Source organism: Noviherbaspirillum cavernae, from assembly GCF_003590875.1.
GTDB lineage: Bacteria > Pseudomonadota > Gammaproteobacteria > Burkholderiales > Burkholderiaceae_D > Noviherbaspirillum > Noviherbaspirillum cavernae.
In genome coordinates this window covers 1,222,047-1,247,960 of the sequence record NZ_QYUN01000002.1, presented here as the reverse complement: position 1 = coordinate 1,247,960, position 25,914 = coordinate 1,222,047, and the positions used below count along the sequence as shown (strand labels likewise).

At 60.5% G+C, this 25,914-nt stretch carries 21 protein-coding genes; 6 read left to right on the top strand and 15 right to left on the bottom strand.

Going from position 1 to position 25,914, the window contains the following annotated elements; all coding sequences use genetic code 11:
• Positions 1-4 precede the first annotated feature (4 nt).
• Genes D3870_RS05855 through lptF form a run of 3 tightly spaced genes read right to left on the bottom strand, consistent with a single transcriptional unit; the run spans position 5 to position 2,640 of the window.
• Complete coding sequence (locus D3870_RS05855; RefSeq protein WP_119737446.1) at positions 5-382, bottom strand: sirohydrochlorin chelatase; 378 nt, start codon at positions 380-382, stop codon at positions 5-7.
• Entirely contained in the window at positions 383-1,510 is a 1,128-nt protein-coding gene (lptG, locus tag D3870_RS05850) for an LPS export ABC transporter permease LptG (protein WP_119741741.1), read from the bottom strand.
• On the bottom strand, positions 1,507-2,640 hold the full coding sequence (gene lptF, locus D3870_RS05845) for an LPS export ABC transporter permease LptF (protein WP_119737444.1): 1,134 nt from the start codon (positions 2,638-2,640) through the stop codon (positions 1,507-1,509). The genes lptG and lptF overlap by 4 nt, the downstream gene beginning before the upstream one ends.
• 255 nt (positions 2,641-2,895) lie before the next feature.
• Here lptF and D3870_RS05840 point away from each other — a divergent pair, with 255 nt between their 5' ends.
• Together D3870_RS05840 and xth are read left to right on the top strand one after the other, a co-directional pair.
• Entirely contained in the window at positions 2,896-4,422 is a 1,527-nt protein-coding gene (locus D3870_RS05840) for a leucyl aminopeptidase (protein ID WP_119737442.1), read from the top strand.
• Positions 4,419-5,183: an exodeoxyribonuclease III gene (xth, locus tag D3870_RS05835; protein ID WP_119737440.1), complete on the top strand. Its 765-nt coding sequence runs from the start codon at positions 4,419-4,421 to the stop codon at positions 5,181-5,183. Before D3870_RS05840 ends, xth begins: the two co-directional genes overlap by 4 nt.
• 161 nt (positions 5,184-5,344) lie before the next feature.
• On the opposite strand, the gene D3870_RS05830 is transcribed toward xth, so the two are convergent.
• From D3870_RS05830 to prpB, 6 genes are all read right to left on the bottom strand, one after another.
• Positions 5,345-7,234 carry a propionate--CoA ligase gene (locus tag D3870_RS05830; protein WP_119737438.1) on the bottom strand — a complete coding sequence of 630 codons (1,890 nt, stop codon included), beginning with the start codon at positions 7,232-7,234 and terminating at the stop codon, positions 5,345-5,347.
• 171 nt (positions 7,235-7,405) lie between these two features.
• Complete coding sequence (locus D3870_RS05825; RefSeq protein WP_119737436.1) at positions 7,406-8,848, bottom strand: bifunctional 2-methylcitrate dehydratase/aconitate hydratase; 1,443 nt, start codon at positions 8,846-8,848, stop codon at positions 7,406-7,408.
• Positions 8,849-8,883: 35 nt separating this feature from the next.
• Positions 8,884-10,098 carry a 2-methylaconitate cis-trans isomerase PrpF gene (gene prpF, locus D3870_RS05820; RefSeq protein WP_119737434.1) on the bottom strand — a complete coding sequence of 405 codons (1,215 nt, stop codon included), beginning with the start codon at positions 10,096-10,098 and terminating at the stop codon, positions 8,884-8,886.
• 126 nt (positions 10,099-10,224) lie between these two features.
• The gene (acnD, locus tag D3870_RS05815; RefSeq protein ID WP_119737432.1) at positions 10,225-12,819 is read right to left on the bottom strand and encodes a Fe/S-dependent 2-methylisocitrate dehydratase AcnD; all 2,595 of its coding nucleotides are present in this window, start codon (positions 12,817-12,819) and stop codon (positions 10,225-10,227) included.
• 150 nt (positions 12,820-12,969) lie between these two features.
• Entirely contained in the window at positions 12,970-14,124 is a 1,155-nt protein-coding gene (prpC, locus tag D3870_RS05810; RefSeq protein WP_119737430.1) for a bifunctional 2-methylcitrate synthase/citrate synthase, read from the bottom strand.
• 52 nt (positions 14,125-14,176) lie between these two features.
• Complete coding sequence (prpB, locus tag D3870_RS05805; RefSeq protein ID WP_119737428.1) at positions 14,177-15,067, bottom strand: methylisocitrate lyase; 891 nt, start codon at positions 15,065-15,067, stop codon at positions 14,177-14,179.
• Between the two features lie 243 nt (positions 15,068-15,310).
• On the opposite strand from prpB, the gene prpR reads away from it, so the two are divergent.
• The gene (gene prpR, locus D3870_RS05800) at positions 15,311-16,930 is read left to right on the top strand and encodes a propionate catabolism operon regulatory protein PrpR (protein ID WP_242489876.1); all 1,620 of its coding nucleotides are present in this window, start codon (positions 15,311-15,313) and stop codon (positions 16,928-16,930) included.
• Here the strand turns inward: prpR and D3870_RS05795 are convergent.
• Positions 16,922-17,563 (bottom strand): glutathione S-transferase family protein, encoded by a 642-nt coding sequence (locus tag D3870_RS05795; RefSeq protein WP_119737424.1) that lies wholly within the window; start codon positions 17,561-17,563, stop codon positions 16,922-16,924. The genes prpR and D3870_RS05795 overlap by 9 nt on opposite strands.
• A 37-nt stretch (positions 17,564-17,600) precedes the next feature.
• On the opposite strand from D3870_RS05795, the gene D3870_RS05790 reads away from it, so the two are divergent.
• Positions 17,601-17,792, top strand: a complete 192-nt coding sequence (locus tag D3870_RS05790) for a DUF1289 domain-containing protein (RefSeq protein WP_119737422.1) — start codon at positions 17,601-17,603, stop codon at positions 17,790-17,792.
• Positions 17,793-17,927: 135 nt separating this feature from the next.
• Entirely contained in the window at positions 17,928-18,716 is a 789-nt protein-coding gene (locus D3870_RS05785; RefSeq protein WP_147375718.1) for a hypothetical protein, read from the top strand.
• A gap of 33 nt (positions 18,717-18,749) precedes the next feature.
• Here the strand turns inward: D3870_RS05785 and ntrC are convergent, their stop codons facing one another.
• The 4 genes from ntrC to glnA all read right to left on the bottom strand — a co-directional run bounded on the left by ntrC (position 18,750) and on the right by glnA (position 23,628).
• A complete protein-coding gene (gene ntrC / locus D3870_RS05780) occupies positions 18,750-20,312 on the bottom strand; it encodes a nitrogen regulation protein NR(I) (RefSeq protein ID WP_119737418.1) in 1,563 nt (520 codons plus the stop codon).
• 72 nt (positions 20,313-20,384) lie between these two features.
• Positions 20,385-21,458, bottom strand: coding sequence for a nitrogen regulation protein NR(II) (gene glnL, locus D3870_RS05775; protein WP_119741739.1), 1,074 nt, complete (start codon positions 21,456-21,458; stop codon positions 20,385-20,387).
• 75 nt (positions 21,459-21,533) lie between these two features.
• Positions 21,534-22,028: a DUF4124 domain-containing protein gene (locus D3870_RS05770; protein WP_119737416.1), complete on the bottom strand. Its 495-nt coding sequence runs from the start codon at positions 22,026-22,028 to the stop codon at positions 21,534-21,536.
• 184 nt (positions 22,029-22,212) lie between these two features.
• Positions 22,213-23,628 (bottom strand): type I glutamate--ammonia ligase, encoded by a 1,416-nt coding sequence (gene glnA, locus D3870_RS05765; protein WP_119737414.1) that lies wholly within the window; start codon positions 23,626-23,628, stop codon positions 22,213-22,215.
• Positions 23,629-24,031: 403 nt separating this feature from the next.
• Between glnA and D3870_RS05760 the strand changes: the two genes are divergently transcribed.
• Positions 24,032-24,490 carry a rhodanese-like domain-containing protein gene (locus D3870_RS05760; RefSeq protein ID WP_119737413.1) on the top strand — a complete coding sequence of 153 codons (459 nt, stop codon included), beginning with the start codon at positions 24,032-24,034 and terminating at the stop codon, positions 24,488-24,490.
• Between the two features lie 61 nt (positions 24,491-24,551).
• Here the strand turns inward: D3870_RS05760 and D3870_RS05755 are convergent, their stop codons facing one another.
• The gene (locus D3870_RS05755; protein ID WP_119741737.1) at positions 24,552-25,883 is read right to left on the bottom strand and encodes a TAXI family TRAP transporter solute-binding subunit; all 1,332 of its coding nucleotides are present in this window, start codon (positions 25,881-25,883) and stop codon (positions 24,552-24,554) included.
• Positions 25,884-25,914 lie beyond the last annotated feature (31 nt).

Sequence of the window (25,914 nt, the reverse complement as noted above, 5' to 3'; positions counted from 1 at the left end):
CGACCTACTGACGCGCCAGACTGGCGACACAATAGGTCGCCACCGCGTTCAACACATCAGCATCCTCGCCAACCGCACCCGCGACCTTGATCGTCATTTCCGCGTGATCTTGGCGCAGTTTTTCAATGATGAGGGGCAGATCACGCAGCACGTGGCCGCCCTGTCCGAAGAACACCGGCACGATTGTCGCTTCGGTATGTCCGCCCTCCTCGAGCTGCTCCACAAGCTCCGGCAGTTGAGGCGGCATCAGTTCCAGAAATGCCAGCGTTACCGTCACATCAGGCAGCTGCTGTTGCACAATCTGCTGCAGGCGCTTGAACGGCGCGGCCCATCGAGCATCCCTGGCGCCATGGCCAAACAGAATGAGCGCACGCGTATTCATCTAGTGCCTTTCCACCCACCACAGGGCGCCGATTGCCGCCGTCAGGAACACCGTGCTGGGCAGCAGCGCGGTCACCAGAGCAGGCCAGGTATTCAACAAGCCGATATGCGAGAACAGGCTGTTGATCAGCTGAAAGCTCACGCCGATCATGATGCCGATGAAAATTTTCAGGCTTACGCCGCCGGCGCGGAAATGCAGATAAGCGAATGGCAGCGCAAGCGCCATCATCACAAAAACCGCAAACGGATACACGATCTTCTTCCAGAACGAAATCGCATACCTCTCCGAGTTCTGCTTGTTGTCGTCAAGATATCTGGTGTATGCCGCAAGGTCCCTGGCTGACATCCGGTCGGGATCCGCAAACAGCACCGACACGATCCCCGGTGTAATCTCCGACGTCACATCCTTGCTCTCGAAGCTCTTGCTGGAGACAGCCGTATTGCTGTCCAGCGCCTCGACGGAAAAGCTCGTTTGCGCGACGTTCACCAGCCGCCATGTATTCTCGCCGCGATACTCGGCATGGTCTGCGGTGACCACCGCAGTCAGACGGAAATCGTGATCGAACTCATACAGTTTCACGCCCTTCAGCTGGCCGCTGGCAAGCACTTGCCGCACATTCACGAAACGCGATCCGACTATCTCGCCCGTCATGCCTCCCTGCCGGATCACATCCTTGGTCCACAGGCCGGACCGGAATCCGGCCGAGCGCGAGGCGTTCTGCAATTCCGTTCGCATCTTTTCGGCCATCGCGTTCGTGGTCGGCGCGATCAATTCGCCAAACACGAAGGTAAGGACGACAAATACCAGCCCGACTTTCGCCAGCATCAAGCCGGCCATTCTGGTCGACATGCTCGACACGCGCATGATCGTGAACTCGGAGCGCGCGGCAAGCTGCGCCAATGCGTAGATGGTGCCGATCAATGCCGCGATCGGGATCAGGTCGTAGGTGTATCCCGGCAAGCGCATGAAAATGTACAGAAACGCATGCTGCAGCCGGTAGTCGCCACGTCCGATATCCTGCAATTCGCCCATCAGATCGAAGAAGGCAAACAGGGCAAGGAAGGCGAGCAGCACAAACAGGACTGCACCAAGAATTTCCCTGGCAACGTACTTTTCAATGACTTTCACTGCGCGCTCGCTTTCTTCGGCATGCATGCCCGCTTGAATGCGCCCCACATGCTGGCGGGGTGATACGGGCTATTGACCGCCAGCCGCCACGAGAACAAGAGCATGATCATCAGCACCGCAAAAAGATGGATCGGCCACCATGCCAGATGCAGCGGCATGCGCCCCTGCACCACTGCGGCCTGAAACACGCTGACCATGTTGCTGTAGACGACCGCCAGCAGCAACGCGACCATCAGGTTGCCCGAGCGGCCGGCGCGCGGGTTGACGAATCCCAGCGGAATGGCGAGCACTATCAGCAACAGACACATCAGCGGCAGCGACAGCCGCCAGAGCAATTCGCCCTTGTTGAAATTATTCGGATTTGCCACCAGTAGCGTGGTGGGCAGAGAACGCGCCGATGTGTCGCCGACCAGCGCAGCCGCCTGCTGCGCGACCAGCACGCCGTAGCGCTGGAACTCCATCATGCGGAAATCCGGCTCGCTCGGCATCCCGTCGTAGCGTCTGCCCTTGCTCATCACGAGAAACTTGTCGCCCCGGCTGTCGATTTCGATCGTGCCCTCCTTGGCGACCACCACGCTGCTCCTGCCATCCTTCACGCTGTTGACGAAGATGTTCTGCACCTTCGCTTCGTCGCCGGCGATGGCTTCGACAAAAAAGATGCGGTCGGCCCTTGCCGACTCCTGAAATTTGCCCGGCGAGACTTTGGATATGTCGTCACGCTTTTGAAAGCGCTCCTTGTATTCCGCGCTTTGCCTGTTCGCCCACGGCGTCACATAAAAACTCAGCACCGCGGTCAGCACAACGATAGGCAGGCTGAACATCAGGACCGGCTTGACCCATCGGGCCAGACTCAGGCCTGATGAAAACCAGACCACCATCTCGGAATCCCGGTAGCTGCGCGTGATGACGAGGAGCACGGAAATGAAGCCGGTGAGGATCAATATGATCGGCAGGTAATTCAATGCCGCAAATCCGATCAGCGCGATGACATCCTGCGACGCAACGCGACCGCCCGCGGCCTGTCCGAGAATGCGGATCAGCATGATCGTGATCGTGATCGTGAATAGCGTGGTGAAGACAGCGCCAGCGGTGCTTACCAATTCGCGTCGAAGTGCGCGCTGAAAAATCATCGTTGGTAGAGCCTATGTCAATGCAAGTTCAATGATGTATCCGAGTGGAATGGATACGAGGTCAGGATGCGGCAGGGTCTTGCCGCATGGTGCTTGTGTTACCGATGTTGTGTTACGGATGGATGTTTGCGGCACGCAATGCAGCCATGTCCATGCCGGGTTTTTGCGCCTTGCGCGTATCGTATTTTACCCGGCCGCACGGCGCATTTCAGATCGGGATACGCTCTATAATTGCGTCTGGATAAGGAGCGACCCATGGACTTTAGCATAAAAACTTTCGACGCAAAAACCGGCGCGGCCGGCGTCAAGACTGGCTGTATCGCTGTAGGCGTGTACGAGAACAAGAAGCTGTCCGATGCGGCCCGTGAACTGGACCGCAAGGGCGAAATCACAGCCGCGCTGAAGTCCGGCGACATCACGGGAAAGCCCGGTTCCACTCTCCTGCTGCGCAGCGTGGACGGCGTTGCGGCAGAGCGCATCCTGCTGGTCGGATTGGGCAGCGACGCGCTTGCCGGCGACAAGGATTTCACTTCGGCGGCGAAAGCGGTTGCTCGTGTATTGTCAACGCTCGGCGCAAACGATGCCGTGGTCGCGTTGCCGCTTGATGCCGTGAAAGGCCGCGATCTCGCCTGGGCAATCCAGACCTGCGTGCTTGCCATGCGCGAAGGCAATTACCGCTCCGACACAATGAAGAGCAAGAAGGAGCCTGCACCAACCGGCGCGCGAAAGATTGCCTTTGCGGCAACCAGCGCAAAGGCTGCTTCGGCCAAGGTCGCAGTCGCGCAAGGCGTCGCACTTGCCAACGGCATGGATTTGACAAAGGAACTCGGCAATCTGCCGGGGAACGTCTGTACGCCGACCTATCTTGCCAACACGGCAAAAAAACTGGCAAAGGAATTCAAGCTTGGCGTCGAAGTGCTCGATCGCAAACAGCTTGAAGCGCTGAAGATGGGCAGCTTCCTGTCCGTCACGAAAGGCAGCGAAGAGCCGCCGAAATTCATCGTGCTGAAGCACCTGAACGGCAAGACCAAGGATGCGCCGGTCGTTCTGGTCGGCAAGGGGATCACCTTCGACACCGGCGGCATTTCGCTCAAGCCGGGTGCGGCGATGGATGAAATGAAATACGACATGTGCGGCGCAGCGTCGGTGCTCGGCACCTTCCGCGCGATCGCGGAAATGGGACTGAAGCTGAACGTCATCGGCGTGATCCCGTCCTGCGAGAACATGCCGTCGGGCCGCGCCTCCAAGCCGGGCGATATCGTCACCTCGATGTCGGGACAAACCATCGAAATCCTCAATACCGATGCCGAAGGTCGCCTGATCCTGTGCGATGCGCTGACCTATGCCGAACGCTTCAAGCCGGCTGCAGTGATCGATATCGCGACGCTGACCGGTGCCTGCATCACTGCACTCGGCCATCACAATTCCGGCCTGTTCACGCGGCACGACGATGCGCATGACGCGCTGGCGGACGAATTGTTGGTGGCCGGCAAGTCCAGTGGCGATACCGCGTGGCGCATGCCGATCGAGGATGTGTATCAGGAGCAGCTCAAATCGAATTTCGCCGACATGGCCAATATCGGCGGCCCGCCGGCCGGCAGCATCACGGCGGCATGCTTCCTTGAACGCTACACGAAGAAATACACCTGGGCGCATCTGGATATCGCCGGTACCGCCTGGAAGAACGGCGCGGCCAAGGGCGCGACCGGCCGGCCGGTACCGCTGTTGACCACATTCCTTATGAATCGAGCGCAGTCCGCCAACGGCAAGAAGGCCGCATGAAACTCGCCACCTGGAACGTCAACTCGCTGAAGGTCCGCCTGCCGCAGGTGTTGCAGTGGCTGGCGGAGAATCCGATTGACGTGTTGTGCCTGCAGGAGACGAAACTGACGGACGACAAGTTTCCGCTTGCCGAGATCGAGGCAGCCGGATACCAGGTCGTGTTTACCGGGCAGAAGACCTACAACGGCGTCGCCATCCTGTCGAAGCATGCGATGAGCGAAGTGGTCAAGAACAATCCGCTCTTTGAGGATGCGCAGCAGCGCATCATCGCCGCCACCATCGAAGGGATGCGCGTGGTGTGTGCCTACATCCCGAACGGGCAGTCGGTTGGATCGGACAAGTACCAATACAAATTGCGGTGGCTGGACGCGCTGCACAACTGGCTGGCGGAGGAAGGCAAGGTGCATGACAACCTCGCACTGCTGGGCGATTACAACATCGCGCCGGAAGATCGCGACGTGCACGATCCGGCCGCGTGGCAAGGCCAGGTGCTGGTGTCGGATGCGGAACGCGCGGAATTCCAGCGCCTGATCGCACTGGGCTTCAAGGATGCGTTCCGGCTGTTCGAACAACCGGAGAAGCTGTATAGCTGGTGGGATTACCGGATGATGGCCTTCCGCCGCAACATGGGGCTGCGCATCGACCATATCCTGCTGACCAATCCGCTGGCGACACGGTGCACGTCCTGCGTGATCGACAAGGTGCCGCGCAAGTGGGAGCAGCCGTCGGACCATACGCCGGTGATTGCCACGCTGGATTGATATCGTGCAGCTCGCTCGGCGTTGGGCGTGACGTGTACGCGCCCAACTTCCGGTTTCACGCGACGCTGTCATTCCTCGCTGACTCCTCACTGCGTTCGGAATAACAGGATCGAGGGCTGCGGCTTCATGTACGGCGTCGCAAACTGCTCGCCTCAAGCACCTCAAAAACTGAGCGCGTCCTTGATCTGCTGCAGCGAAGCCGGATCTTCGATCGTCGTCAGGTCACCCGGATCGCGGCCTTCGCAGATCGCCTGAATCGAGCGGCGCAATAATTTTCCGGATCGCGTCTTCGGCAGCAGCGTGACGAAATACACGCGGGACGGTCGTCCAACCGCTCCGAGCTGCCTGTCCACTACCGCCATGATGTCGCCTTCCAGCGCCAGCCTTCCTTCCGTCGTCGCTGCGGGCTCCGCGTTCTTCAGAATCGCAAAGGCAACCGCGACCTGCCCCTTCAGATTGTCCTCCACGCCTACCACCGCCACCTCGGAAACGTTGGGATGGCTGGAAATGCTTTCCTCTATCTCGCGCGTGCCGAGGCGATGGCCGGCAACGTTGATCACGTCGTCGGTGCGGCCGAGAATGAAGTAGTAGCCGTCGGCATCGCGGATGCCCCAGTCGAAGGTCGAATAGACCTGCTCGCCGTTGACCCTCGACCAGTAGGTTTTGACGAAACGCTCGTCGTCGCCGTACACCGTCTGCATGCAACCTGGCGGCAACGGCCCCTTGATCATCACCACGCCTTTTTCGCCGGGGCCGCACAGCGCGCCGCTGGTTTCATTCACCACTTTCACGTCGTAGCCGACCATCGGCACGCCGGGGCTGCCCAGCCTGGTCGGCATATCCTCGATGCCCTTGGCGACTGAAAGAATCGGCCAGCCGGTTTCGGTTTGCCAGTAATTGTCGATCACGGGTACGCCGAGTTCTCCCGCAATCCACGACGAGGTGGTTTCGTCCAGCGGTTCGCCCGCGAGGTATAGCGCCTTCAATGAAGAGAGGTCGTGCTTCTTCATGAATTCCGGAGGCTGCTTTTTCAATACGCGCACCGCGGTCGGCGCGGAGAACATGCGCGTCACCTTGTATTTCTCGACGATGCTCCACCAGATGCCGGCATCGGGCCGGATCGGCAAACCTTCGTACATGACGGTCGCCATGCCGGCGATCAAGGGCCCGTAGACGATGTAGGAATGCCCCACGACCCAGCCGATGTCGGAGGTCGAGAAGTAGGTTTCGCCTGCATTGCCGCAGAAGATGTGTTTCATCGACGATGCCAGCGCGACCGCATAGCCGCCGACATCGCGTTGCACGCCCTTGGGTTTGCCTGTCGTACCCGAGGTGTAGAGAATGTAGGAGGTATCGTTGGATTCCAGCCAGGTGACGGGAACCCGGGCATCCATGTGCCGCTCGCGCAGCGCTGCATAATCGACATCCCTGCCCGCCTTCAGGCTCATTGCCACGAGGCCGCGATTGACGAGCAGCACATGGTCCGGCTTGTGCGTTGCCAGGTTGATCGCTTCATCGAGCAGCGGTTTGTAGGGAATGCTTTTTCCGGCGCGCATGCCCGCGTCGGCGGACACGATCAGTTTCGGCTTCGCGTCGTCGATGCGTGTCGCCAGACTGTTGGAGGCGAAGCCGCCAAACACCACCGAGTGAATCGCGCCGATGCGTGCGCAGGCCAGCATCGCGAAGGTCGCTTCGGCAATCATCGGCATGTAGATCAGCACGCGGTCGCCCTTGCCCACGCCGAGCGATTGCATCACTGCGGCGGTGCGCATCACCTCGCTCTGCAATTCCTTGAACGAATAGACCTTCTCGCGATTGGTTTCGGTGGAAACCGAAATCAGCGCAGGCTGCTCACCCTGGCTGGCAACCCAGCGGTCAACCGCGTTGTGACAAAGATTGGTCTGACCGCCGACAAACCATCTGGCGAATGGCGGGCGCGAATAATCAAGCACCTGCGAGAACGGTTGATGCCAGTCGATCAGCTTCGCCTCATTGGCCCAGAAGGTTTGCCGATCGTCGATGGATTGCCTGTAGAAATCTGCGAAGTTCATGTTGCCTCCAAATCTCATGGGTACCCGCATGTCTGTGCAGCGGTGGGGTTCCTGCGAATCAAGTATGGCTGCGCCGGCTTACTTTCTCCTTACGCGTGTTCACGTTGCGATGCAAAAAGCGCAACGGCATTGCTGCGGCTGCGCTTGCTTTCATGCGTCATCCAGACACGATCAGATGACGTACAGGTCGACATACTCGTGAACCGGCATTGCCTCCAGTGCATTCTGGTCGAGCGACACGTCCAGAATCGTCTTTTGTTGCTTGAGCGGGAAGCGGCGGGCCAGGTTGATCCTGAACTTTGCTTCCAGCAAGGGAATGCCTTCCTTGCGGCGGCGCGCGTGACCGATCGGATATTCGACCATGACTTCGGGCAGCACTTCGCCGTCGCTCAGTTCGACCGTCAAGGCGTTGGCGATCGAGCGTTTTTGCGGATCGTGATAATCGACGGTGAATGCCGGATCTTCCACGCAAACGATCTTGTCGCGCAGCGCATCGACGCGCTTGTCGGCGGCGATATCGTCCTCGTAGTCAGCGGCGGTCAGTCGACCGAAAATCAGCGGCACGGCGACCATGTACTGGATGCAGTGATCGCGGTCGGCCGGATTGTTCAACGGGCCTTTCTTGTCGATGATGCGGATGCAGGCTTCGTGGGTGCGGATCGTGATCGTCTTGATGTCGGCGGCTGACTTGCCGGTTTTCGCGAGTTCCTTGTGCAAGCGCATCGCTGCTTCGACGGCGGTCTGCGCATGGAACTCGGCGGGGAAGGAAATCTTGAACAAGACGTTTTCCATCACATAGCTGCCGTACGGACGCTGAAACTCGAAGGGCCGGCCCTTGAACAGCACGTCGTAGAAGCCCCATGTCTTCGTCGTCAGCACCGAGGGATAACCCATCTCGCCGGTCTTCGCGATCAGCGCCAGACGCACCGCGCGCGAAGTCGCGTCACCCGCCGCCCACGACTTGCGCGAACCGGTGTTGGGCGCATGACGATAGGTGCGCAGCGATTGGCCATCGACCCATGCCAGCGAGACGGCGTTGAGGATTTCGTCGCGAGACAAGCCGAGCATTTGCGCAACGACGGCGGTCGACGCCACCTTCACCAGCACGACGTGGTCGAGGCCGACCTTGTTGAAGGAATTTTCCAGCGCGATGCACCCCTGGATTTCGTGCGCCTTGATCATGCCGGTCAGCACGTCTTTCATCGTCAGCGGTTTCTTGCCTGCGGCGACGGCATTGCGCGACAGCCAGTCGGCCACGGCGAGAATGCCGCCGAGGTTGTCCGACGGATGGCCCCATTCGGCGGCGAGCCAGGTGTCATTGAAGTCGAGCCAGCGGATCATCGTGCCGATGTTGAAGGCGGCCTGCACCGGGTCGAGCTGGAATTGCGTTCCCGGCACTTTTGCACCGTGCGGCACGACTGTGCCTGGAACGATCGGTCCGAGCAGCTTGGTGCATGCAGGATATTCCAATGCCTCGAGCCCGCAGCCCAGCGTATCGATCAGGCAGTTGCGCGCCGTGTCATACGCGAGCCTGGACTTGATCTCGACCGTTTGGACGTAATCGACGATATCGACCAGAACCTTGTCCCAGTCGGGGCGCTTGGCGGATTTCATGTCGGGTGAGACACGAACGTCCGCAGCATTGTTCCTCAGAACGCGTCGCCCGGTACGCGTACCCATCCTTCCATCAGGACCCGCGCGCTGCGGCTCATGATGGCCTTGCTCACGCTCCATTCGCCGTTGACCTGCGTTGCTTCCGCGCCCACCCGCAAGGTGCCCGAGGGATGGCCGAAACGCACCGCCGCTTTAGGTACATTATGCGCACCGCCGCCCGCCGCGAGGTTCACCAGCGTGCCCGGTATCGCGGCGGCGGTGCCGATGGCGACGGCTGCCGTACCCATCATGGCGTGATGCAGCTTGCCCATGGACAGCGCGCGCACGAGCAGGTCAATGTCGCCCTCTTCCACCGGCTTGCCGCTGGAAGAGACGTAATCGGTCGGCTTCGCCACAAAGGCGACCTTCGGCGTGTGCTGGCGCTTGCCAGCTTCGTCGATGTGCTTGATGAGGCCCATGCGCAGCGCGCCATGGGCGCGTATCGTCTCGAACATGGTCAGAGCCTTGGTGTCGCTGTTGATGGCGTCCTGCAACTCGGTGCCCGTGTAACCGATGGCGTCCGCGTTCACGAAAATGGTCGGGATACCGGCATTGATCATGGTGGCCTTGAGCGTGCCGACGCCGGGAACCTCGAGATCGTCGATCAGGTTGCCGGTCGGGAACATTGACCCGCCCGCACCCTCCTCCTCGGCTGCCGGGTCCATGAATTCGAGCTGCACTTCGGCAGCGGGGAAAGTGACGCCGTCGAGCTCGAAGTCGCCGGTTTCCTGCACGGCGCCGTTGGTAATGGGCACGTGCGCGATGATGGTCTTGCCGATGTTCACCTGCCAGATGCGCACGGTGGCCATGCCGTTCTGCGCGCCGTTTTCCAATGCGCGGCTGGCATTGACCAAGCCGTTGCTGATCGCGAAGGGCCCGACAGCGGCGGAAAGGTTGCCGCAGTTGCCGCTCCAGTCGACAAATGCCTTGTCGATGGATACCTGGCCGAACAGGTAATCGACGTCGTGATCGGGTTTGCTGCTCCTGGACAGGATGACCGCCTTGCTGGTGCTGGAGGTCGCCCCGCCCATGCCGTCAATCTGCTTGCCGTATGGGTCCGGGCTGCCGATGACGCGCAGCAGCAGCGCATCACGCGCCGCGCCCGGCACTTGTGCGGCTTCGGGCAAGTCCTGCAGGCGGAAGAACACGCCTTTGCTGGTGCCGCCACGCATGTAGGTGGCGGGGATTTTGATCTGGGGTGGATGGCTCATGGGAATGTTGTCTTGGTGATGTCGGGCAATATATTCCCTCCCCTTCAAAGGGAAGGTACGCGTAGGGCGGGTTCTACCCGCCGTGCATCGTTCATTTGGCGGGTGGGACCCGCCCTACGCACCTGTTTAAACCGTCTTCGCCGATTCGAGGAAATCCTGGGCAAAGCGCTGCAACACGCCGCCCGCTTCGTAGATCGACACTTCTTCCGCCGTATCGAGACGGCAGGTCACCGGAACCTCCACGCGCTCGCCGTTCTTGCGATGGATCACGAGGATCAAATCCGCGCGCGGCTGGCGTTCACCGATCACGTCGAAGGTCTCGTTACCGTCGATGTTCAAGCTCAGGCGGTTGACGCCCGGCTTGAACTCCAGCGGCAACACGCCCATGCCGATCAGATTGGTACGGTGGATGCGCTCGAAGCCTTCTGCCGCGATGGCTTCCACTCCCGCCAGACGCACGCCCTTGGCAGCCCAGTCACGCGACGAGCCCTGACCGTAGTCGGCACCGGCGATGATGATCAGCGGCTGCTTGCGCTCCATGTAAGTTTCGATGGCTTCCCACATGCGCATGACCTTGCCTTCAGGTTCGACACGGGCCAGCGAACCGGCCTTCACCGTACCGTCTTCCTTGCGCACCATCTCGTTCTTCAGCGTCGGATTCGCGAAAGTGGCACGCTGGGCGGTGAGGTGGTCGCCGCGGTGCGTGGCGTAGGAGTTGAAGTCCTCTTCCGGCAAGCCCATCCTGGCCAGGTACTCGCCAGCGGCCGAATCAAGCAGGATGGCGTTGGACGGCGACAGGTGGTCGGTGGTGATGTTGTCCGGCAGCACGGCCAGCGGGCGCATGCCCTTCAAGCTGCGCTCACCTGCCAGCGCGCCTTCCCAGTAAGGCGGACGACGGATATAGGTAGACTGCGGACGCCAGTCGTACAGCGGGGTGACCTTTTCGCCGGTATCCGCCTGAATCGCGAACATCGGTTCGTAGACCTTGCGGAACTGCTCCGGCTTGACGCTGGACTTGACGATGGCGTCGATCTCCGCGTCGGTCGGCCAGATATCCTTCAAGCGGATTTCCTTGCCATCGACCACGGTCAGCACATCCTTTTCGATATCGAAGCGGACGGTGCCGGCGATCGCGTACGCCACGACCAGCGGCGGCGAGGCGAGGAAGGCCTGCTTCGCATACGGGTGGATGCGGCCGTCGAAGTTGCGGTTGCCGGAAAGCACAGCGGTCGCGTACAGATCGCGGTCAATGATTTCCTGCTGGATCTTCGGATCGAGCGCGCCGGACATGCCATTGCACGAGGTGCAGGCGTAGGCGACCACGCCGAAGCCGAGCTTTTCCAGGTCGCCCATCAGACCGGCTTCCTCCAGGTACAGCGTTACGGCCTTGGATCCGGGGGCCAGCGAGGATTTCACCCAGGGCTTGCGGGTCAGGCCCAGCTTGTTGGCATTGCGTGCCAACAAGGCTGCGGCGATCACGTTGCGCGGGTTGCTGGTGTTGGTGCAACTGGTGATGGCCGCGATGATCACGGCGCCGTCCGGCATCTGGCCGGGGACTTCTTCCCACTTGCCGGCAATGCCCTTGGCGGCCAGATCGGCGGTTGCCACGCGCGCATGCGGGTTGGACGGACCAGCCATGTTACGCACGACGCTGGACAGATCGAACTTGAGCACGCGCTCGTATTCGGCATTCTTCAAGCTGTCCGACCACAGGCCAGCTTCCCTGGCGTAGATCTCCACCAACTTGACCTGCTCGTCGGAACGGCCGGTAAGCTTCAGGTAGTCGATGGTCTGCTGGTCGATGGAGAACATCGCAGCGGTCGCACCATACTCGGGTGCCATGTTGGAGATGGTCGCGCGGTCACCCAGGGTCAGCGCGGCGGCGCCTTCGCCGTAGAACTCGAGATAGGCGCCGACCACCTTCGACTTGCGCAGGAATTCGGTCAAGGCCAGCACGATGTCGGTTGCGGTGATGCCCGGCTGCGGGCGGCCGGCGAGTTCCACGCCGACGATATCGGGCAGGCGCATCCAGGACGCGCGACCCAGCATCACGTTCTCGGCTTCGAGGCCGCCAACACCGACGGCGATCACGCCCAGTGCATCCACGTGCGGCGTGTGGCTGTCGGTGCCGACCAGCGTATCAGGGAAGGCCACGCCGCCCTTCGCGTGGATCACCGGCGACATGCGCTCCAGATTGATCTGATGCATGATGCCGTTGCCCGGCGGGATCACTTCGACGTTCTTGAACGCGAGTTTGGTCCAGTTGATGAAGTGGAAGCGGTCTTCGTTGCGGCGATCCTCGATGGCGCGGTTCTTCTCGAAGGCGTCGGGGTCAAAGCCGCCGCACTCGACGGCCAGCGAATGGTCCACGATCAGTTGCACCGGCACGACCGGGTTGACTTTGGCCGGGTCGCCGCCTTGTTCGGCAATGGCGTCACGCAGGCCGGCGAGGTCGACCAGCGCGGTCTGGCCGAGGATGTCGTGGCAGACCACGCGCGCCGGGAACCACGGGAAGTCACGCTCGCGCTTGCGCTCGACGATCTGGGTCAGGCATTCCGTGAGGATGGCGGGATCGCAGCGGCGCACCAGGTTTTCGGCATGTACGCGCGAGGTGTACGGCAGTTTGTCCCAGGCACCGGGCTGGATCGCATTGACTGCGGCACGCGCGTCGAAGTAATCCAGTTGGGTGCCCGGCAGGGGTTTGCGGTTTGCGGTATTCATGGGCGGCAAAAAAATCTGTTAAGCAAAGCGATGCTCGCTCTGCAGATGCTCCCTCCCCTTGAAGGGGAAGGAGTCGTGTAGTTGAGTAGGGTGCGCACGGCGCACCGCCGTTCAATGGCGGGCAATGGTGCGCACGGCGCACCCTACTCTTTACTTGCGTTTGTTGATCGGCACAAACTTCAAATCTTCCGGACCGACGTAGTTCGCGCTCGGACGAATGATCTTGTTGTCGATGCGCTGCTCGATGATGTGCGCAGCCCAGCCTGAGGTACGCGAGATCACAAACAGCGGCGTGAACATCGCGGTCGGTACGCCCATCATGTGATACGACACGGCAGAGAACCAGTCGAGGTTCGGGAACATTTTCTTGATGTCCCACATCACCGATTCGAGCCGCTCGGCGATGTCGAACATCTTGCTCGAACCTGCATCCTTCGACAGCTCGCGCGCCACTTCCTTGATCACCTTGTTGCGAGGATCGGAAACGGTGTACACCGGATGGCCGAAGCCGATGATGACTTCCTTGTTCTCGACGCGCTTCTTGATGTCGGCTTCCGCCTCATCGGGATTGTCGTAACGCTTCTGGATTTCGAACGCCACTTCGTTCGCGCCGCCGTGCTTCGGACCGCGCAATGCACCGATCGCGCCGGTGATCGCGGAATACATGTCGGAACCCGTGCCGGCAATCACCCGTCCGGTGAAAGTCGATGCGTTGAATTCGTGCTCGGCATACAGGATCAGCGAAGTGTGCATCGCCCGCTCCCACATCGCCGACGGCTTCTCGCCATGCAGCAGATGCAGGAAATGCGCGCCGATGGAATCGTCGTCGGTTTCGACTTCGATGCGCTTGCCGTTGTGGCTGTAGTGATACCAGTACAGCAGGACCGAGCCGAGCGAGGCCATCAGGCGGTCGGCGATATCGCGTGCACCTGGCGTGTTGTGATCGTCCTTCTCGGGCAGCACGCAACCGAGCGCGGAGACGCCGGTACGCATCACGTCCATCGGATGGGATGCCGCCGGCAACCATTCCAGCGCCGCTTTCACGTTCGCCGGCAGGCCGCGCAGTGCTTTCAATTTGGTCTTGTAGGCTTTCAGTTCAGCGGCATTCGGCAGCTTGCCGTGCACCAGCAAATGCGCGATTTCCTCGAACTCGCACGTCGTCGCGATATCGAGAATGTCGTAGCCGCGATAGTGCAGATCGTTGCCCGTTCTGCCAACCGTGCAAAGTGCGGTATTGCCCGCCGTCACACCGGACAGTGCGACCGATTTTTTCGGTTTGAAGCCTGCTGCCTGTTGCTCGCTCATGGAATCTCCTGATGAATCATTGGTAGAGTGGGCACACCGTGCCCCACCCTGCTCACTTCGCCTTCTGCTGCGCGAAAAGCGCATCCAGCTTCTGTTCGAAATCGTGATAGTTGATGCGCTCGTACAGCTCCATGCGGGTCTGCATGGTATCGACCACCCCTTTCTGCGTACCGTCGCGACGGATTGCCGTATAGACGTTTTCCGCCGCCTTGTTCATGGCGCGAAAGGCAGACAAGGGATACAGCACCAGTCCCACTCCGGCGCCCTTGAGTTCGTCAACGGTATAGAGCGGCGTCGCGCCGAACTCGGTGATGTTGGCCAGCACCGGCACCTTCACCGCATCGGAGAAGCGTTTATACATATCGAGCTGGGTGATCGCTTCCGGGAAGATCATGTCGGCCCCGGCCTCGACGCACGCCATCGCGCGGTCCAATGCGGCATCGAATCCCTCGACCGCGAGCGCATCGGTGCGCGCCATGATGACGAAATTCTCGTCGGTGCGTGCATCCACTGCCGCCTTGATGCGATCGACCATTTCCTGCTTGCCGACGATTTCCTTGCCCGGGCGGTGGCCGCAGCGTTTCGCGCCGACCTGGTCCTCGATGTGCATGGCCGCCGCGCCGAACTTGATCATCGACTTCACGGTACGCGCCACGTTGAAGGCAGACGCGCCGAAGCCGGTATCCACGTCCACCAGCAAGGGCAGGTCGCACACGTCGGTAATCCGGCGCACGTCCGTCAGCACATCGTCGAGATTGGAGATACCCAGATCGGGCAAGCCCAGCGAACCTGCGGCAACGCCGCCACCGGACAGATAGATCGCCTTGAAACCGGCGCGCTTTGCCAGCAGCGCATGGTTGGCATTGATCGCGCCCACCACTTGCAGCGGCGACTCTTCCTTGACGGCTTGCCGGAATGCAGCGCCTGCGGAATGGAAACTCATGGATTCACCTTAAGAATGACGAAATGTTTCAACAATCGAAGTCAACTATCCCTAGTGCAATCAGCGTGCCATCTTGCATCACGCCAGGACTGCCGCGCACCGGCGGCTTTTCGACTGGGAAATTCTCTTTCCGAATCAATCAGTTAAGCTCCCCTTCCCACATGAATTGACATTTACGCAAGCACATTCGCGCGTTTCAATTTACGTTACACTTGAAACGCTGAAACACCAATTTGAAACATGATGCAACTCCCTCCTCCCGACATCACCGACAGGCCAATCATCTGGACCGTCTCGATTTCACGCCTGTCCGATCTTTTCCGCGACATCACGCTGGAATTCGACGACCGCGCGCTCATCGAGCCGATTCACCTCGGGTTCGAAGAGGCCGTGCGCCACATCCGCGATCGCCTTGCGACCGAACGCTGCGACGCGGTGATCGCTGCCGGCTCCAATGCCGCCTATCTGAAGAGCCGGCTATCAGTGCCGGTCGTCATCGCAAAGGCAAGCGGTTTTGACGTGATGCAGGCTTTGGCCCGGGCGCGCAAGATCACGCCCGAGATCGGGCTGGTGACATATCAGGAAACCATGCCGGAACTGGCCGAGTTTCAGGCAACCTTCGGGCTGCGGATTGTGCAGCAGACCTATGTCACGGAAGAAGATGCCAGGGCGCAGATCAGCGAACTGAAGGCCGGCGGCATCAAGGTCGTTGTCGGCGCCGGACTGGTCACCGACCTCGCTGAGGAAGCCGGCCTTGCCGGCGTATTCGTGTACTCGGCGGCATCGATCCGGCAGGCCTTTGACGACGCGCTGGAGATCGCCCGCTTCACGCGCCTGGAATCGGGCGGCAACCGGGCGCACGCCGCCACGGACACCCGCCGCGCCAAGCACGGCGTGAATGACTTGCGCGGCGAGTCGCCCGTCATGCAGGCCGTGCGGCAATCCATCGTGCTATTTGCGAAATCGCCTGCCACCGTGCTGATACAGGGCGAGACAGGAACCGGCAAGGAACTTGCTGCGCAGGCCATCCATCGCGAAAGCACGCGCGCAAGACAGCCTTTCGTCGCCATCAACTGCGGCGCAGTGGCCGAGTCGCTGCTGGAATCCGAACTGTTCGGCTACGAAGAAGGCGCATTCACCGGCTCGCGGCGCGGCGGACATGCGGGACTGTTCGAGGCCGCCAATCGCGGCACGCTGTTTCTGGACGAAATCGGGGAAATGCCGCTTGCCTTGCAAACGCGGCTCTTGCGCGTGCTGGAAGAGCGCGAAGTGGTGCGTGTCGGCGGCACGCGTCCGGTGCCGGTGAATGTGCGCATCATCAGCGCCACGCACTGCGATCTCGACCAGCGCGTGAAGGATGGCCGGTTTCGCGCCGACCTGTTTTATCGGCTCGGCGTATTGCGACTTGCCCTGCCGCCGCTGCGCGAGCGGACGGACGATCTGATATCACTGGCGGAATGGTGTCTCAAAAACGCGCTCGCCTCGGTCGGTGCGCGTCCCCATGCCAACCTGCATGCCGAGGTCGTCGCCTGCGCGCCGCTATTGCAGAGCTATGCATGGCCCGGCAATGTGCGCGAGGTGCGCAATCTGATGGAACGCCTTGCGCTCTTTCTCGCAGCCGAACCGCTGCAGGCCTTGTCTCCCAGCTTCGTGATGGCGATCGCGCCGGAACTGACTGGCGGAACGCATGCCTCGGCAGCGCCGTCGCCCGCGCGGAGTCCGTCGCCGGCTGCGGAGTCACTGGAACGGGTACTCGCACGCTTCGACGGCAACCGCGAAGCCGCCGCCAGGCATCTTGGCATCAGCCGCACGACGCTGTGGCGCAAGCTGCGCCAGGCCGGCCTGGCCGGCAATTCAGAATAGCGGCGCAAGCAGCCCTTCAGCTGCGAATGTCCGCTGAATCGCCGGGCGGGCGATCAGCCTTTCCAGATAGCGGCCAAGGTGGGGACGCGCGCGTGCCGGATGCTGCATCATCCGCGTCCAGCGCGACAGCATCAACAAATAGGGATCGACGGCACTGTAACGCGCACCAAGAAGATACGGGCCGTCATGTGCCGCAAGCTCGGCCTCGATCAGATCGAGCATGGTGCCGACCCGCGCTTCCGCGTGTGACTTGACCTGCGCAGTGGCGGCATCGTCATCGGTCAGCCGCTCGGGATAGAAATACGTGAGTAATTCCGCCTGCAGCGTATTGGTGAGATAGATCAGCCACTTGTAGAACCCGGCCCGCTCGGCAGTACCGAACGGCGGCACCAATCCCGCCTCGGGATGGCGGTCCGCCAGATGCAGGCAGATCGCGGCCGCTTCATACAGCACGAGATCGCCATCGATCAGCGTCGGCACGCGCCCGTTCGGATTCAGCTTCAGGTACTCGGGGCTGCGCTGCGCATTCTGCTCACGATCGACGAGCACGAGTTCGTACGGCACGCCCAGCTCCTCCAGCAGCATGTGCGGCGCAAGGTTGGCGTTCCCGGGGTAATAGTAGAGTTTGACCATTGATTGACCTATCATTGCTCTTTTCAAAGGCACCATTATGCAAAATTCCCGTTCAACCCGTCCCGACACGCCCTGTGTTGCCGTTTGCTCAACGACTTTCGACGAAGTCTGCCGCGGCTGCGGACGCACGGTAGATGAAGTGGCCCAATGGGTCTTCATGAGCGACGAGGAGAAAGAGTGCGTGTGGGAAAGGATAACGGCGGAAGGATATCCGAGACGCAATTCCTGATCAGCGCAGCCACCTGACCCGCACAGGTTGCGTGCAACGATACTCCGAGTAACGATCGCGTCACTTTCCACACCAAGGTATCAACCGCCAGCGCAATGCCGCACGCTGCAAACGTTTTCAATCAGCCCATGTGCCATGAAACGTTTCCTCGTTCACCTCCCCCCGACCCTTACCCTGCTTGCCGCTTTGCTGATGTTGCTGCACGGGTCGATTTCCCAGCCGCAGGACTATCATCATTTCGCCGACCAGCGCATCGCGTTCGGCATTGCGCGTGCAGCAGATGTACTGTCCAACGCCGCTTTTGCCCTGGTTGGTGTGTGGGGATGGCTGGCGCTGTCACCCGCACGGCGACATTGTCAGCTGAGGTCCGGCTGGGCGGGCTACCGATTGTTCCTGATTGCGCTGATACTGACAGCGGCGGGTTCCGCTTTCTACCATCTGGAGCCCGACAATTCCCGCCTGATCTGGGACCGGCTGCCGATTGCCTTGGCATGCGCGGGACTGCTGGCGGCAGTACGCGCCGAAACGAAGCCCGGTGCGGATGACGCAAGCGGCATCATCCTGCTGTCATTGGCGGCTGTCTTGAGCGTGGCATGGTGGCATTTCAGCGGAAGCGATGGCAGCGGCGACCTGCGGCCTTACCTGCTGCTGCAAGGCCTGCCACTGCTGCTCATCCCATTGTGGCAGGCCATCCATCCCGCGCCCCGCGAAGACCGGCTGGCATTCGGCATCGCCATTGCGCTGTATGTCGCGGCGAAAGCGGCCGAATTGCACGACCGTGAACTGATGCTCTTCTTTGGCGGCATCAGCGGCCATACCATCAAGCATCTGCTGGCCGCCGCGGCAGCCGCGACCATCGTCCGATGTCTGATCCGACGGGTGAAGCCCGTGTCGGCCTCCGTAGTCGGCGTAATCACATCATGATCACATAAGCCGACTCAAGGCCGCAGGGATGCCTCATTCATCCTTCGCGCCATCGATCCCCAGCTCATGAATCTTGCGCGTGATGGTATTGCGCCCGATGCCGAGACGGATCGCGGCATCGTTCTTGCGGCCGTGGGTATGCTTCAACGCGGTCTTGATCAGTGCCGATTCGAACTTGCGCCCCAGTGCGTCCATCACCTCCGGCTGGCCGGCGGCAAGCATCTGCGCCGCTTCCGATTCCAGCAGGGCAATCCAGCTTGCCTTGTGGTCGCCCGCGCCGTTGGCATGCAGCGGCAAAGAGGTCATCGCGGCCGCACCGTGGCCATTGCTCTCGAACGCGCCGTTCGACGCCGGCGTATCCGCATGGGCAGAGAAAGTCGGCGGCGCAACGATGATCGGCGCGGAAGTCGCTGCACTGACTTGCGGTGCGGACGCCGTTTCCTGACCGTGCGTCAGGTCGTGCGGAAGATCCTTGGCTTCCACCGTCTGCCCCGGTGCCATCACCGTGATCCAGTTGCACAGGTTTTCCAGCTGGCGCACGTTGCCGGGCAAGTCGAGATTGACGAGAAACTGCATCGCGGTGTCCGACATGCGCTTGACTTCGACCCCGAGCTGCTTCGCGCTCTGCGCAAGGAAATGCCGGGTCAGCAGCGGAATGTCTTCGCGCCGCTCGCGCAGGCTCGGCAGGCGCAGACGGATGACATTCAGGCGGTGGTACAAGTCTTCGCGGAACAGCCCTTCGCGCACGCGCTGCTCGAGATTCTGATGCGTCGCCGCGATCACGCGCACATTTGCCTTCAGCGGTTGATGGCCGCCGACGCGATAAAAGTGACCATCCGACAGAACACGCAACAGACGCGTCTGCAAGTCGAACGGCATGTCGCCGATCTCGTCGAGGAACAGCGTGCCGTTCTCCGCCTGCTCGAAGCGGCCGCGCCGCATCGCCTGCGCGCCGGTGAATGCACCGCGCTCGTGGCCGAACAGTTCCGACTCCAGCAAGTCCTTCGGAATCGCCGCGGTATTCAACGCGATGTACGGCTGTGCGGCGCGTGGGCTATGTTTGTGCAAGGCGCGCGCCACAAGCTCCTTACCGGTGCCTGACTCACCAGTAATGAGCACGGTCACGTTCGATTGCGACAGGCGACCGATGGCGCGGAACACATCCTGCATTGCCGGTGCCTGCCCGAGTATCTCCGGCGTTTCGGCGGACGCTTGTTCCACGTCGGCCTCGCGCAGGCTCTCTTCCAGCGCGCGCCGGATCAGCTCGACCGCCTTGTCGATGTCGAAGGGCTTGGCGAGATATTCGAAAGCCCCGCCCTGGAATGCGGCGACAGCCGAATCCAGATCGGAGAATGCGGTGATGATGATGACGGGCAGACCGGGATACCGAGCCTTTACCGTCTGCAGAAGCTCGAGCCCCGATTCGCCCGGCATGCGGATATCGGAGACAAGGACCTGCGGCGTGCCGGTCTGCAGCGCGTCCATCGCATCGCGCGCGTTGGAGAAGCTTTTGGTGGCAAGGTTTTCTCGTGCGAGCGCTTTTTCAAGCACCCAACGAATCGATTCGTCGTCGTCAACAATCCAGATTGGCTTCATATTTTGGTCTGCATCCTGCGTGATAGTGCATTGGTACTTCGGCCAGCCTCGACGGACGTCCGACGGCATCCGTCAAGGCAGTGGTATCAATATCCGGAAGTCGGTATATCCCGGTCGGCTCTCGCATTCGATCACTCCCATGTGCTGTTGCACGAACGTCTGCGCGAGCGTCAATCCCAATCCGCTACCGCCATCCCGTCCCGATACCAGCGGATAGAAAATGCGGTCTTGAATCTCCGGCGGGATACCCGGTCCGTTGTCGATGATATGCAAATCCAGTGCCAGCCTGTAACGAACCTTCGCCAGCGTCACCTGGCGCGCAACGCGCGTCTGGAATGTCAGCAATGCATCCCCCGTCCCGATGCGCTCCGACAGTGCCTGCGCCGCATTGTGCGTAATGTTCAATACTGCCTGGATCAGCTGCTCCTTGTCGCCGCGGAATTCAGGCACCGACAGATCGTAATCGCGTTTGATCGCCAGCCCGTTCGGAAATTCCGCCACGATCAGACTGCGCACGCGCTCGCACACTTCGTGGATGTTGACGTCGCCGACGATATGCGGACGCCGGTGCGGCGCCAGCAAACGGTCAACCAGCGTCTGCAGGCGGTCGGCCTCCTTGATGATGACTTGCGTGTATTCGCGCAGCTCCTTCAGCTGCCGCTCGGGCAGCTCGAACTCCAGCAACTGCGCCGCACCGCGAATGCCGCCCAGCGGATTCTTGATTTCATGCGCGAGGTTGCGGATCAATTCCTTGTTCGCCTGGCTTTGATCCAGCAGTCGTTCCTCGCGATCGAGCTTCAACTGCTGCACGTTCTCGCGCAACTCGATCAGCACCGGCATGTCGCGATTGTCGAGCGCGGTCACGATCACGTGTACCTGCAGCGGCTCGCGGCCGATGCGCTCAAGGGTCAGGTCCAGCCGCTTGTCGGCAAAGCGATGCTCGACCGCTTCCCGGAAAATCTCGGCGAGGCCATCGCCATTGAGGAACAGCTCCTCCAGCTTGCGGCTGGCCAGCGTCTTGAAGGAGCTTTCCAGCAGGTTCTCCGCCGCCGCGTTCGCATAGGTCACGCGGCTCTCGTCGTCGAGGATGATGACCGCCGACGACAGCAGGTCCAGTCCGTCCAGAGATGTCAATGATGTTTTCACGAAGGTCCAGGAATCAAGGCCGCAAAAAAACAAGGCCGCTTGCGCGGCCCTGTCCAAGCAAGCGTCATACCAACTTTACTTCAAGTTGCCGATCTCGCGCTTCAGCGCTTCGATATTTTTCTCGGTGCGGCCGATGTCTTCCTTCATGGACGCGACGCGTTCCTGGTATTTCGCATAATTGCGCTCATCCCCGCGACGCTCCGGCTCACCATCGTTGAATTCCTTCTTCATCGCGGCAAGCTTCTGTTCCTCCGCCTTCATTTCGTCGAGCAATATCTGCTTGCGGTCGCTGTCGCGCGCCTTCTGGGTTCCGCTGTCCACCTTGGGGAAATCGGACGGCGACGATGACGACTTTGCCGAGGCGGTTTGCACAGCGGGTTTCTTCGCCGCTGCCGGCGCGGGCACCATCGACAGGCTCGGCAAGTCGATTCTCTTGCAACCCTTGGTTGTGCCGGTGTTCTTGTATTCCTTCTTGCCGCTCTCGTCGACGCACAGGTAGACGTCGCTTTGCGCATGGACGTAGCCGGCGGCTGCCGCAAGCAATAGCACTACTGGAAGTTGTCGCTTCATGATCTTTCTATACGGAAACAATTGGAGCGAGTAGTAGTTTAGGATAAGAAACAAGGCTTTACAAACGTTCATCTGCAGAATCGTGTAACACGCAACAGTCGGGCCGAAGCATTGCACACAATAAAAAAGCGGGGAAGCCGAAGCATTCCCCGCCTTGTTTGCCCGAAGGCAGACTACACCATTCTTACAGCGAGTAGTACATGTCGAACTCGATCGGATGCGTCGTCATGCGGAAGCGTTGCACTTCTTGCATCTTCAGTTCGATGTAAGCATCGATCATGGAGTCGCTGAACACGCCACCGCGGGTCAGGAACTCGCGATCCTTGTCCAGGTACTCGAGCGCCTGTTCGAGCGAGGAGCAGACGGTCGGGATCTTCGCATCTTCTTCCGGCGGCAGGTGGTACAGGTCTTTCGACGCTGCTTCGCCCGGATGGATCTTGTTCTGCACGCCATCCAGACCTGCCATCAGCAGAGCGGAGAAGCACAGGTACGGGTTCGCCAGCGGATCCGGGAAGCGCGCTTCGACGCGACGGCCCTTCGGGTTCGCGACGTGCGGAATGCGGATCGATGCGGAACGGTTGCGTGCCGAGTAAGCCAGCTTGACCGGTGCCTCGTAGCCGGGAACCAGACGCTTGTAGGAGTTGGTGCCCGGGTTGGTGATCGCGTTCAGCGCGCGAGCGTGCTTGATGATGCCGCCGATGTAGTACAGCGCGAACTCGGACAGGCCGGCATAGCCGTCGCCTGCGAACAGGTTCTTGCCATCCTTCCAGACGGACTGGTGCACGTGCATGCCCGAACCGTTGTCGCCGACGATCGGCTTCGGCATGAAGGTCGCGGTCTTGCCGTAAGTGTGGGCGACATTCCAGATCACGTATTTCAGGTTCTGGGTCCAGTCGGCACGCTCAACCAGCGTGGAGAACTTGGTGCCCAGCTCGTTCTGGCCTGCGCCGGCCACTTCGTGGTGGTGAACTTCAACCGGGATGCCCATCGCTTCGAGGATCAGCGACATTTCCGAACGCATGTCCTGGAAGCTGTCGACCGGCGGAACCGGGAAATAGCCGCCCTTGACGGTCGGACGGTGACCGGTGTTGCCGCCTTCGAGCTTTTCGCCGGTGCTCCAGGAAGCCTCTTCGGAATCGATCTTCACGAAGCAGCCGGACATGTCCACCTTCCAGCGCACGCTGTCGAAGATGAAGAATTCGGGTTCCGGGCCGAAGTAGGCGGTATCGCCCAGGCCGGAGGATTTCAGATACGCTTCAGCGCGCTTGGCGATGGAGCGCGGATCACGGTCATAACCCTTGCCGTCGGACGGCTCGATCACGTCGCACTGCATGAACAGCGTCGTTTCTTCCATGAACGGGTCGATGTTGGCCGTGTTCGGATCCGGCATCAGCAACATGTCAGATGCTTCAATGCCCTTCCAGCCGGCGATCGACGAACCGTCAAATGCATGGCCGGATTCGAATTTATCCATGTCAAACTGCGAAACCGGAACGGTGACGTGCTGTTCCTTGCCTCGGGTGTCTGCAAAACGAAAATCAACGAACTTGACTTCGTTTTCTTTCGCCATTTTCAAGACCTCTGCGGCCGTCATTGCCATGCGAATCTCCTAATAATAAGCAAAGTGGTACGGGGTAATGTGAATTGGTGGTGAGCCGACCATGGCGCAGTGGCGCGGCAAACGCGACACCGCCTTCAAGGCGACCGAAACACAGGCGGGAATGATAGCAGGTTCCATGCCATGAACTTGATGGAAGACAAAATTACCCTACCGCGAGGATGCCGGCAAGTTTGCGCAAATAATGCGCTGTTCGTTACTTTTTAGCGCATGAACGCACTCGCGTAAATTCACCAAAAGTGTGCAAAATACCCAACTCGCACACATTTGGCGCAATACCGTGCAGCACTATTCTTCAAAGCACTTTTTTGGTGCAATCATGTGTTGCAGGGTAAATCACTATAATGAAAATCAGGCTCGAGTATCCACTTCCAAAGGACAAGACATGACCGCCGATATCCTCTCGACAGCGCGCCAACGCGGAACGGAAAACAAGCTCCCATATGCCGGAGCGATAACCCCGACCGAAGCCCATGCCCTTCTGCAGCACAACCCCAACGCCAGGCTGATTGATGTCCGCACCAATGCGGAACGCGACTGGGTCGGACGCGTCGCCGTGCCCGAATCGCAGCATGCGGCGGTTCAGTGGAATGTTTACCCTGGCGGCACGCCGAATCCGGAATTCCTGGCGCAACTGGCACAAGTCGCCGGCAAGGACAATGTGCTGCTGTTCCTGTGCCGTTCCGGCGTACGTTCGCGCCACGCTGCCAAGCTCGCCACGGAAAACGGCTACGCCAATTGCTTCGACATTCTGGAAGGCTTTGAAGGCGACAAGGATGCGCAAGGTCACCGCAAGACGGTAAGCGGCTGGTGCAAGGCCGGCTTGCCATGGCTGGGCGCATAAGGGCACTGCGCGGCTTGCCGCGCACACTGCCGCCGTTCGCCAGCCGCAATTGAATGCGGTGTCAATCCCCGGCCATCAGCCACATCAGGCGTTGGCGTACGGAAGTGATGTGGCTGCGCAGCCCATACAGCTCTTCCGCGAACGACAGGGGAATCGAAACCCGGTTCACGCCGCTCTCGATATCGCTCAGGCGCTTCAACTGCTCCGAATACACGGCCGTCCTCCTATCCGCCGGCACGTCCTCGATGGCCTGTTCCACCGCCCGCAATTGTCCATACCAGCGATAGACGCGCGACCGCACCTTCCACACGTACAACGGCGGCACGATCCGCGACAAGGGAAAAATCAATGCGCCGAGCGCAACGACCAACACCCCCATGCGCTCGAAGAAATTGGCAAGCCAGAACGGCAGATAGCGCTGCAATAGCGACGGCCCATTCTTGTACAGCTTTTGCGCGGCCGGAGATACCGGTATCTCCGTATAGCTGGCCGACGGAAAATCTCCCTGCCTGCGAAACCAGCCGACGCCGCCATGTATCTCCATCGCCGCCTGCACAAACAAGTCAATCAATGCCGGATGCAAGTTGTCGCGCGCAACCAGCGTGGCAGTCGGCGCGATCAGGTGATAGTCCTTTGCCGGCAAGTCGCGCCCGAGGTCCACAATCCCGTGCGGCAGCACGACGTGCGACAGAAACGAAAAACGCCGTGTGTACGCCTCCGCTTGCGCAAAGTTGAACAGCTTGATGCCCGGCGTTTGCAGCAACATTTGAATCAGCGGCGCATCGGGGGCAGAGCTGAATACCAAACCATCAATGCGCCCCTCCAGCAGCGCGACGGTCGCCGGCGTGTTTTCCAGGGCACTCAGCGTGAGTTCATTCGGCTCGACACCATTGACGGACAACAGGCGCTTGAAGAGGCCGGGGACGCCGGTGCCTTCCGGGCCGACGTTGATCTTCAGGCCCCTGAGCTGCGTGAGTTGCGTGACATATTTTTTGTCGCGCATGAACAGCCAGACAGGCTCGGTGAACAAGCTCCCGAGCGAGATCAGTCCCTTGCGCTCCGCCTCGGCCTGCTCGGTCGAACCGCTCTGCACGAATGCGATGTCGACTCCCGATCCCAGATCCTTCAAGTGCTGCAGGTTTTCCTGAGAACCGAGTGAGGGTTTTGCACTCACCGTGATACCGAATTTCGCCAGCGCATTCGCGTACTGCTTGCCGAACATTTCATAGGCGCTGTTTTCCTGCCCGGTCGCAATCGTCACATGCCTGGGCGGCGCAGGATCGGCCAGCCAATAGGCAAGCAGGCAGATCAATGCGACCAGACTCGCCGTCGGCGCGGCAGCGACAAGGAAATCGCGTATCGAGAAACTCGTGAACTTGAATAGTCGTGGCATGTGCGACCTGAGAAAAATCGTGGGCCACACC

What these genes read in the sequence shown, in the direction of transcription:
- D3870_RS05795 (WP_119737424.1), bottom strand. Translation starts at nt 17,563, where the DNA reads ATGGTCAAACTCTACTATTACCCCGGGAACGCCAACCTTGCGCCGCAC.
- D3870_RS05855 (WP_119737446.1), bottom strand. Translation starts at nt 382, where the DNA reads ATGAATACGCGTGCGCTCATTCTGTTTGGCCATGGCGCCAGGGATGCT.
- D3870_RS05755 (WP_119741737.1), bottom strand. Translation starts at nt 25,883, where the DNA reads ATGCCACGACTATTCAAGTTCACGAGTTTCTCGATACGCGATTTCCTT.
- xth (WP_119737440.1), top strand. Translation starts at nt 4,419, where the DNA reads ATGAAACTCGCCACCTGGAACGTCAACTCGCTGAAGGTCCGCCTGCCG.
- D3870_RS05830 (WP_119737438.1), bottom strand. Translation starts at nt 7,234, where the DNA reads ATGAACTTCGCAGATTTCTACAGGCAATCCATCGACGATCGGCAAACC.
- D3870_RS05825 (WP_119737436.1), bottom strand. Translation starts at nt 8,848, where the DNA reads ATGAAATCCGCCAAGCGCCCCGACTGGGACAAGGTTCTGGTCGATATC.
- D3870_RS05760 (WP_119737413.1), top strand. Translation starts at nt 24,032, where the DNA reads ATGACCGCCGATATCCTCTCGACAGCGCGCCAACGCGGAACGGAAAAC.
- D3870_RS05790 (WP_119737422.1), top strand. Translation starts at nt 17,601, where the DNA reads ATGCAAAATTCCCGTTCAACCCGTCCCGACACGCCCTGTGTTGCCGTT.
- D3870_RS05840 (WP_119737442.1), top strand. Translation starts at nt 2,896, where the DNA reads ATGGACTTTAGCATAAAAACTTTCGACGCAAAAACCGGCGCGGCCGGC.
- D3870_RS05770 (WP_119737416.1), bottom strand. Translation starts at nt 22,028, where the DNA reads ATGAAGCGACAACTTCCAGTAGTGCTATTGCTTGCGGCAGCCGCCGGC.
- ntrC (WP_119737418.1), bottom strand. Translation starts at nt 20,312, where the DNA reads ATGAAGCCAATCTGGATTGTTGACGACGACGAATCGATTCGTTGGGTG.
- lptF (WP_119737444.1), bottom strand. Translation starts at nt 2,640, where the DNA reads ATGATTTTTCAGCGCGCACTTCGACGCGAATTGGTAAGCACCGCTGGC.
- acnD (WP_119737432.1), bottom strand. Translation starts at nt 12,819, where the DNA reads ATGAATACCGCAAACCGCAAACCCCTGCCGGGCACCCAACTGGATTAC.
- D3870_RS05785 (WP_147375718.1), top strand. Translation starts at nt 17,928, where the DNA reads ATGAAACGTTTCCTCGTTCACCTCCCCCCGACCCTTACCCTGCTTGCC.
- prpF (WP_119737434.1), bottom strand. Translation starts at nt 10,098, where the DNA reads ATGAGCCATCCACCCCAGATCAAAATCCCCGCCACCTACATGCGTGGC.
- prpC (WP_119737430.1), bottom strand. Translation starts at nt 14,124, where the DNA reads ATGAGCGAGCAACAGGCAGCAGGCTTCAAACCGAAAAAATCGGTCGCA.
- glnA (WP_119737414.1), bottom strand. Translation starts at nt 23,628, where the DNA reads ATGGCAATGACGGCCGCAGAGGTCTTGAAAATGGCGAAAGAAAACGAA.
- prpB (WP_119737428.1), bottom strand. Translation starts at nt 15,067, where the DNA reads ATGAGTTTCCATTCCGCAGGCGCTGCATTCCGGCAAGCCGTCAAGGAA.
- prpR (WP_242489876.1), top strand. Translation starts at nt 15,311, where the DNA reads ATGCAACTCCCTCCTCCCGACATCACCGACAGGCCAATCATCTGGACC.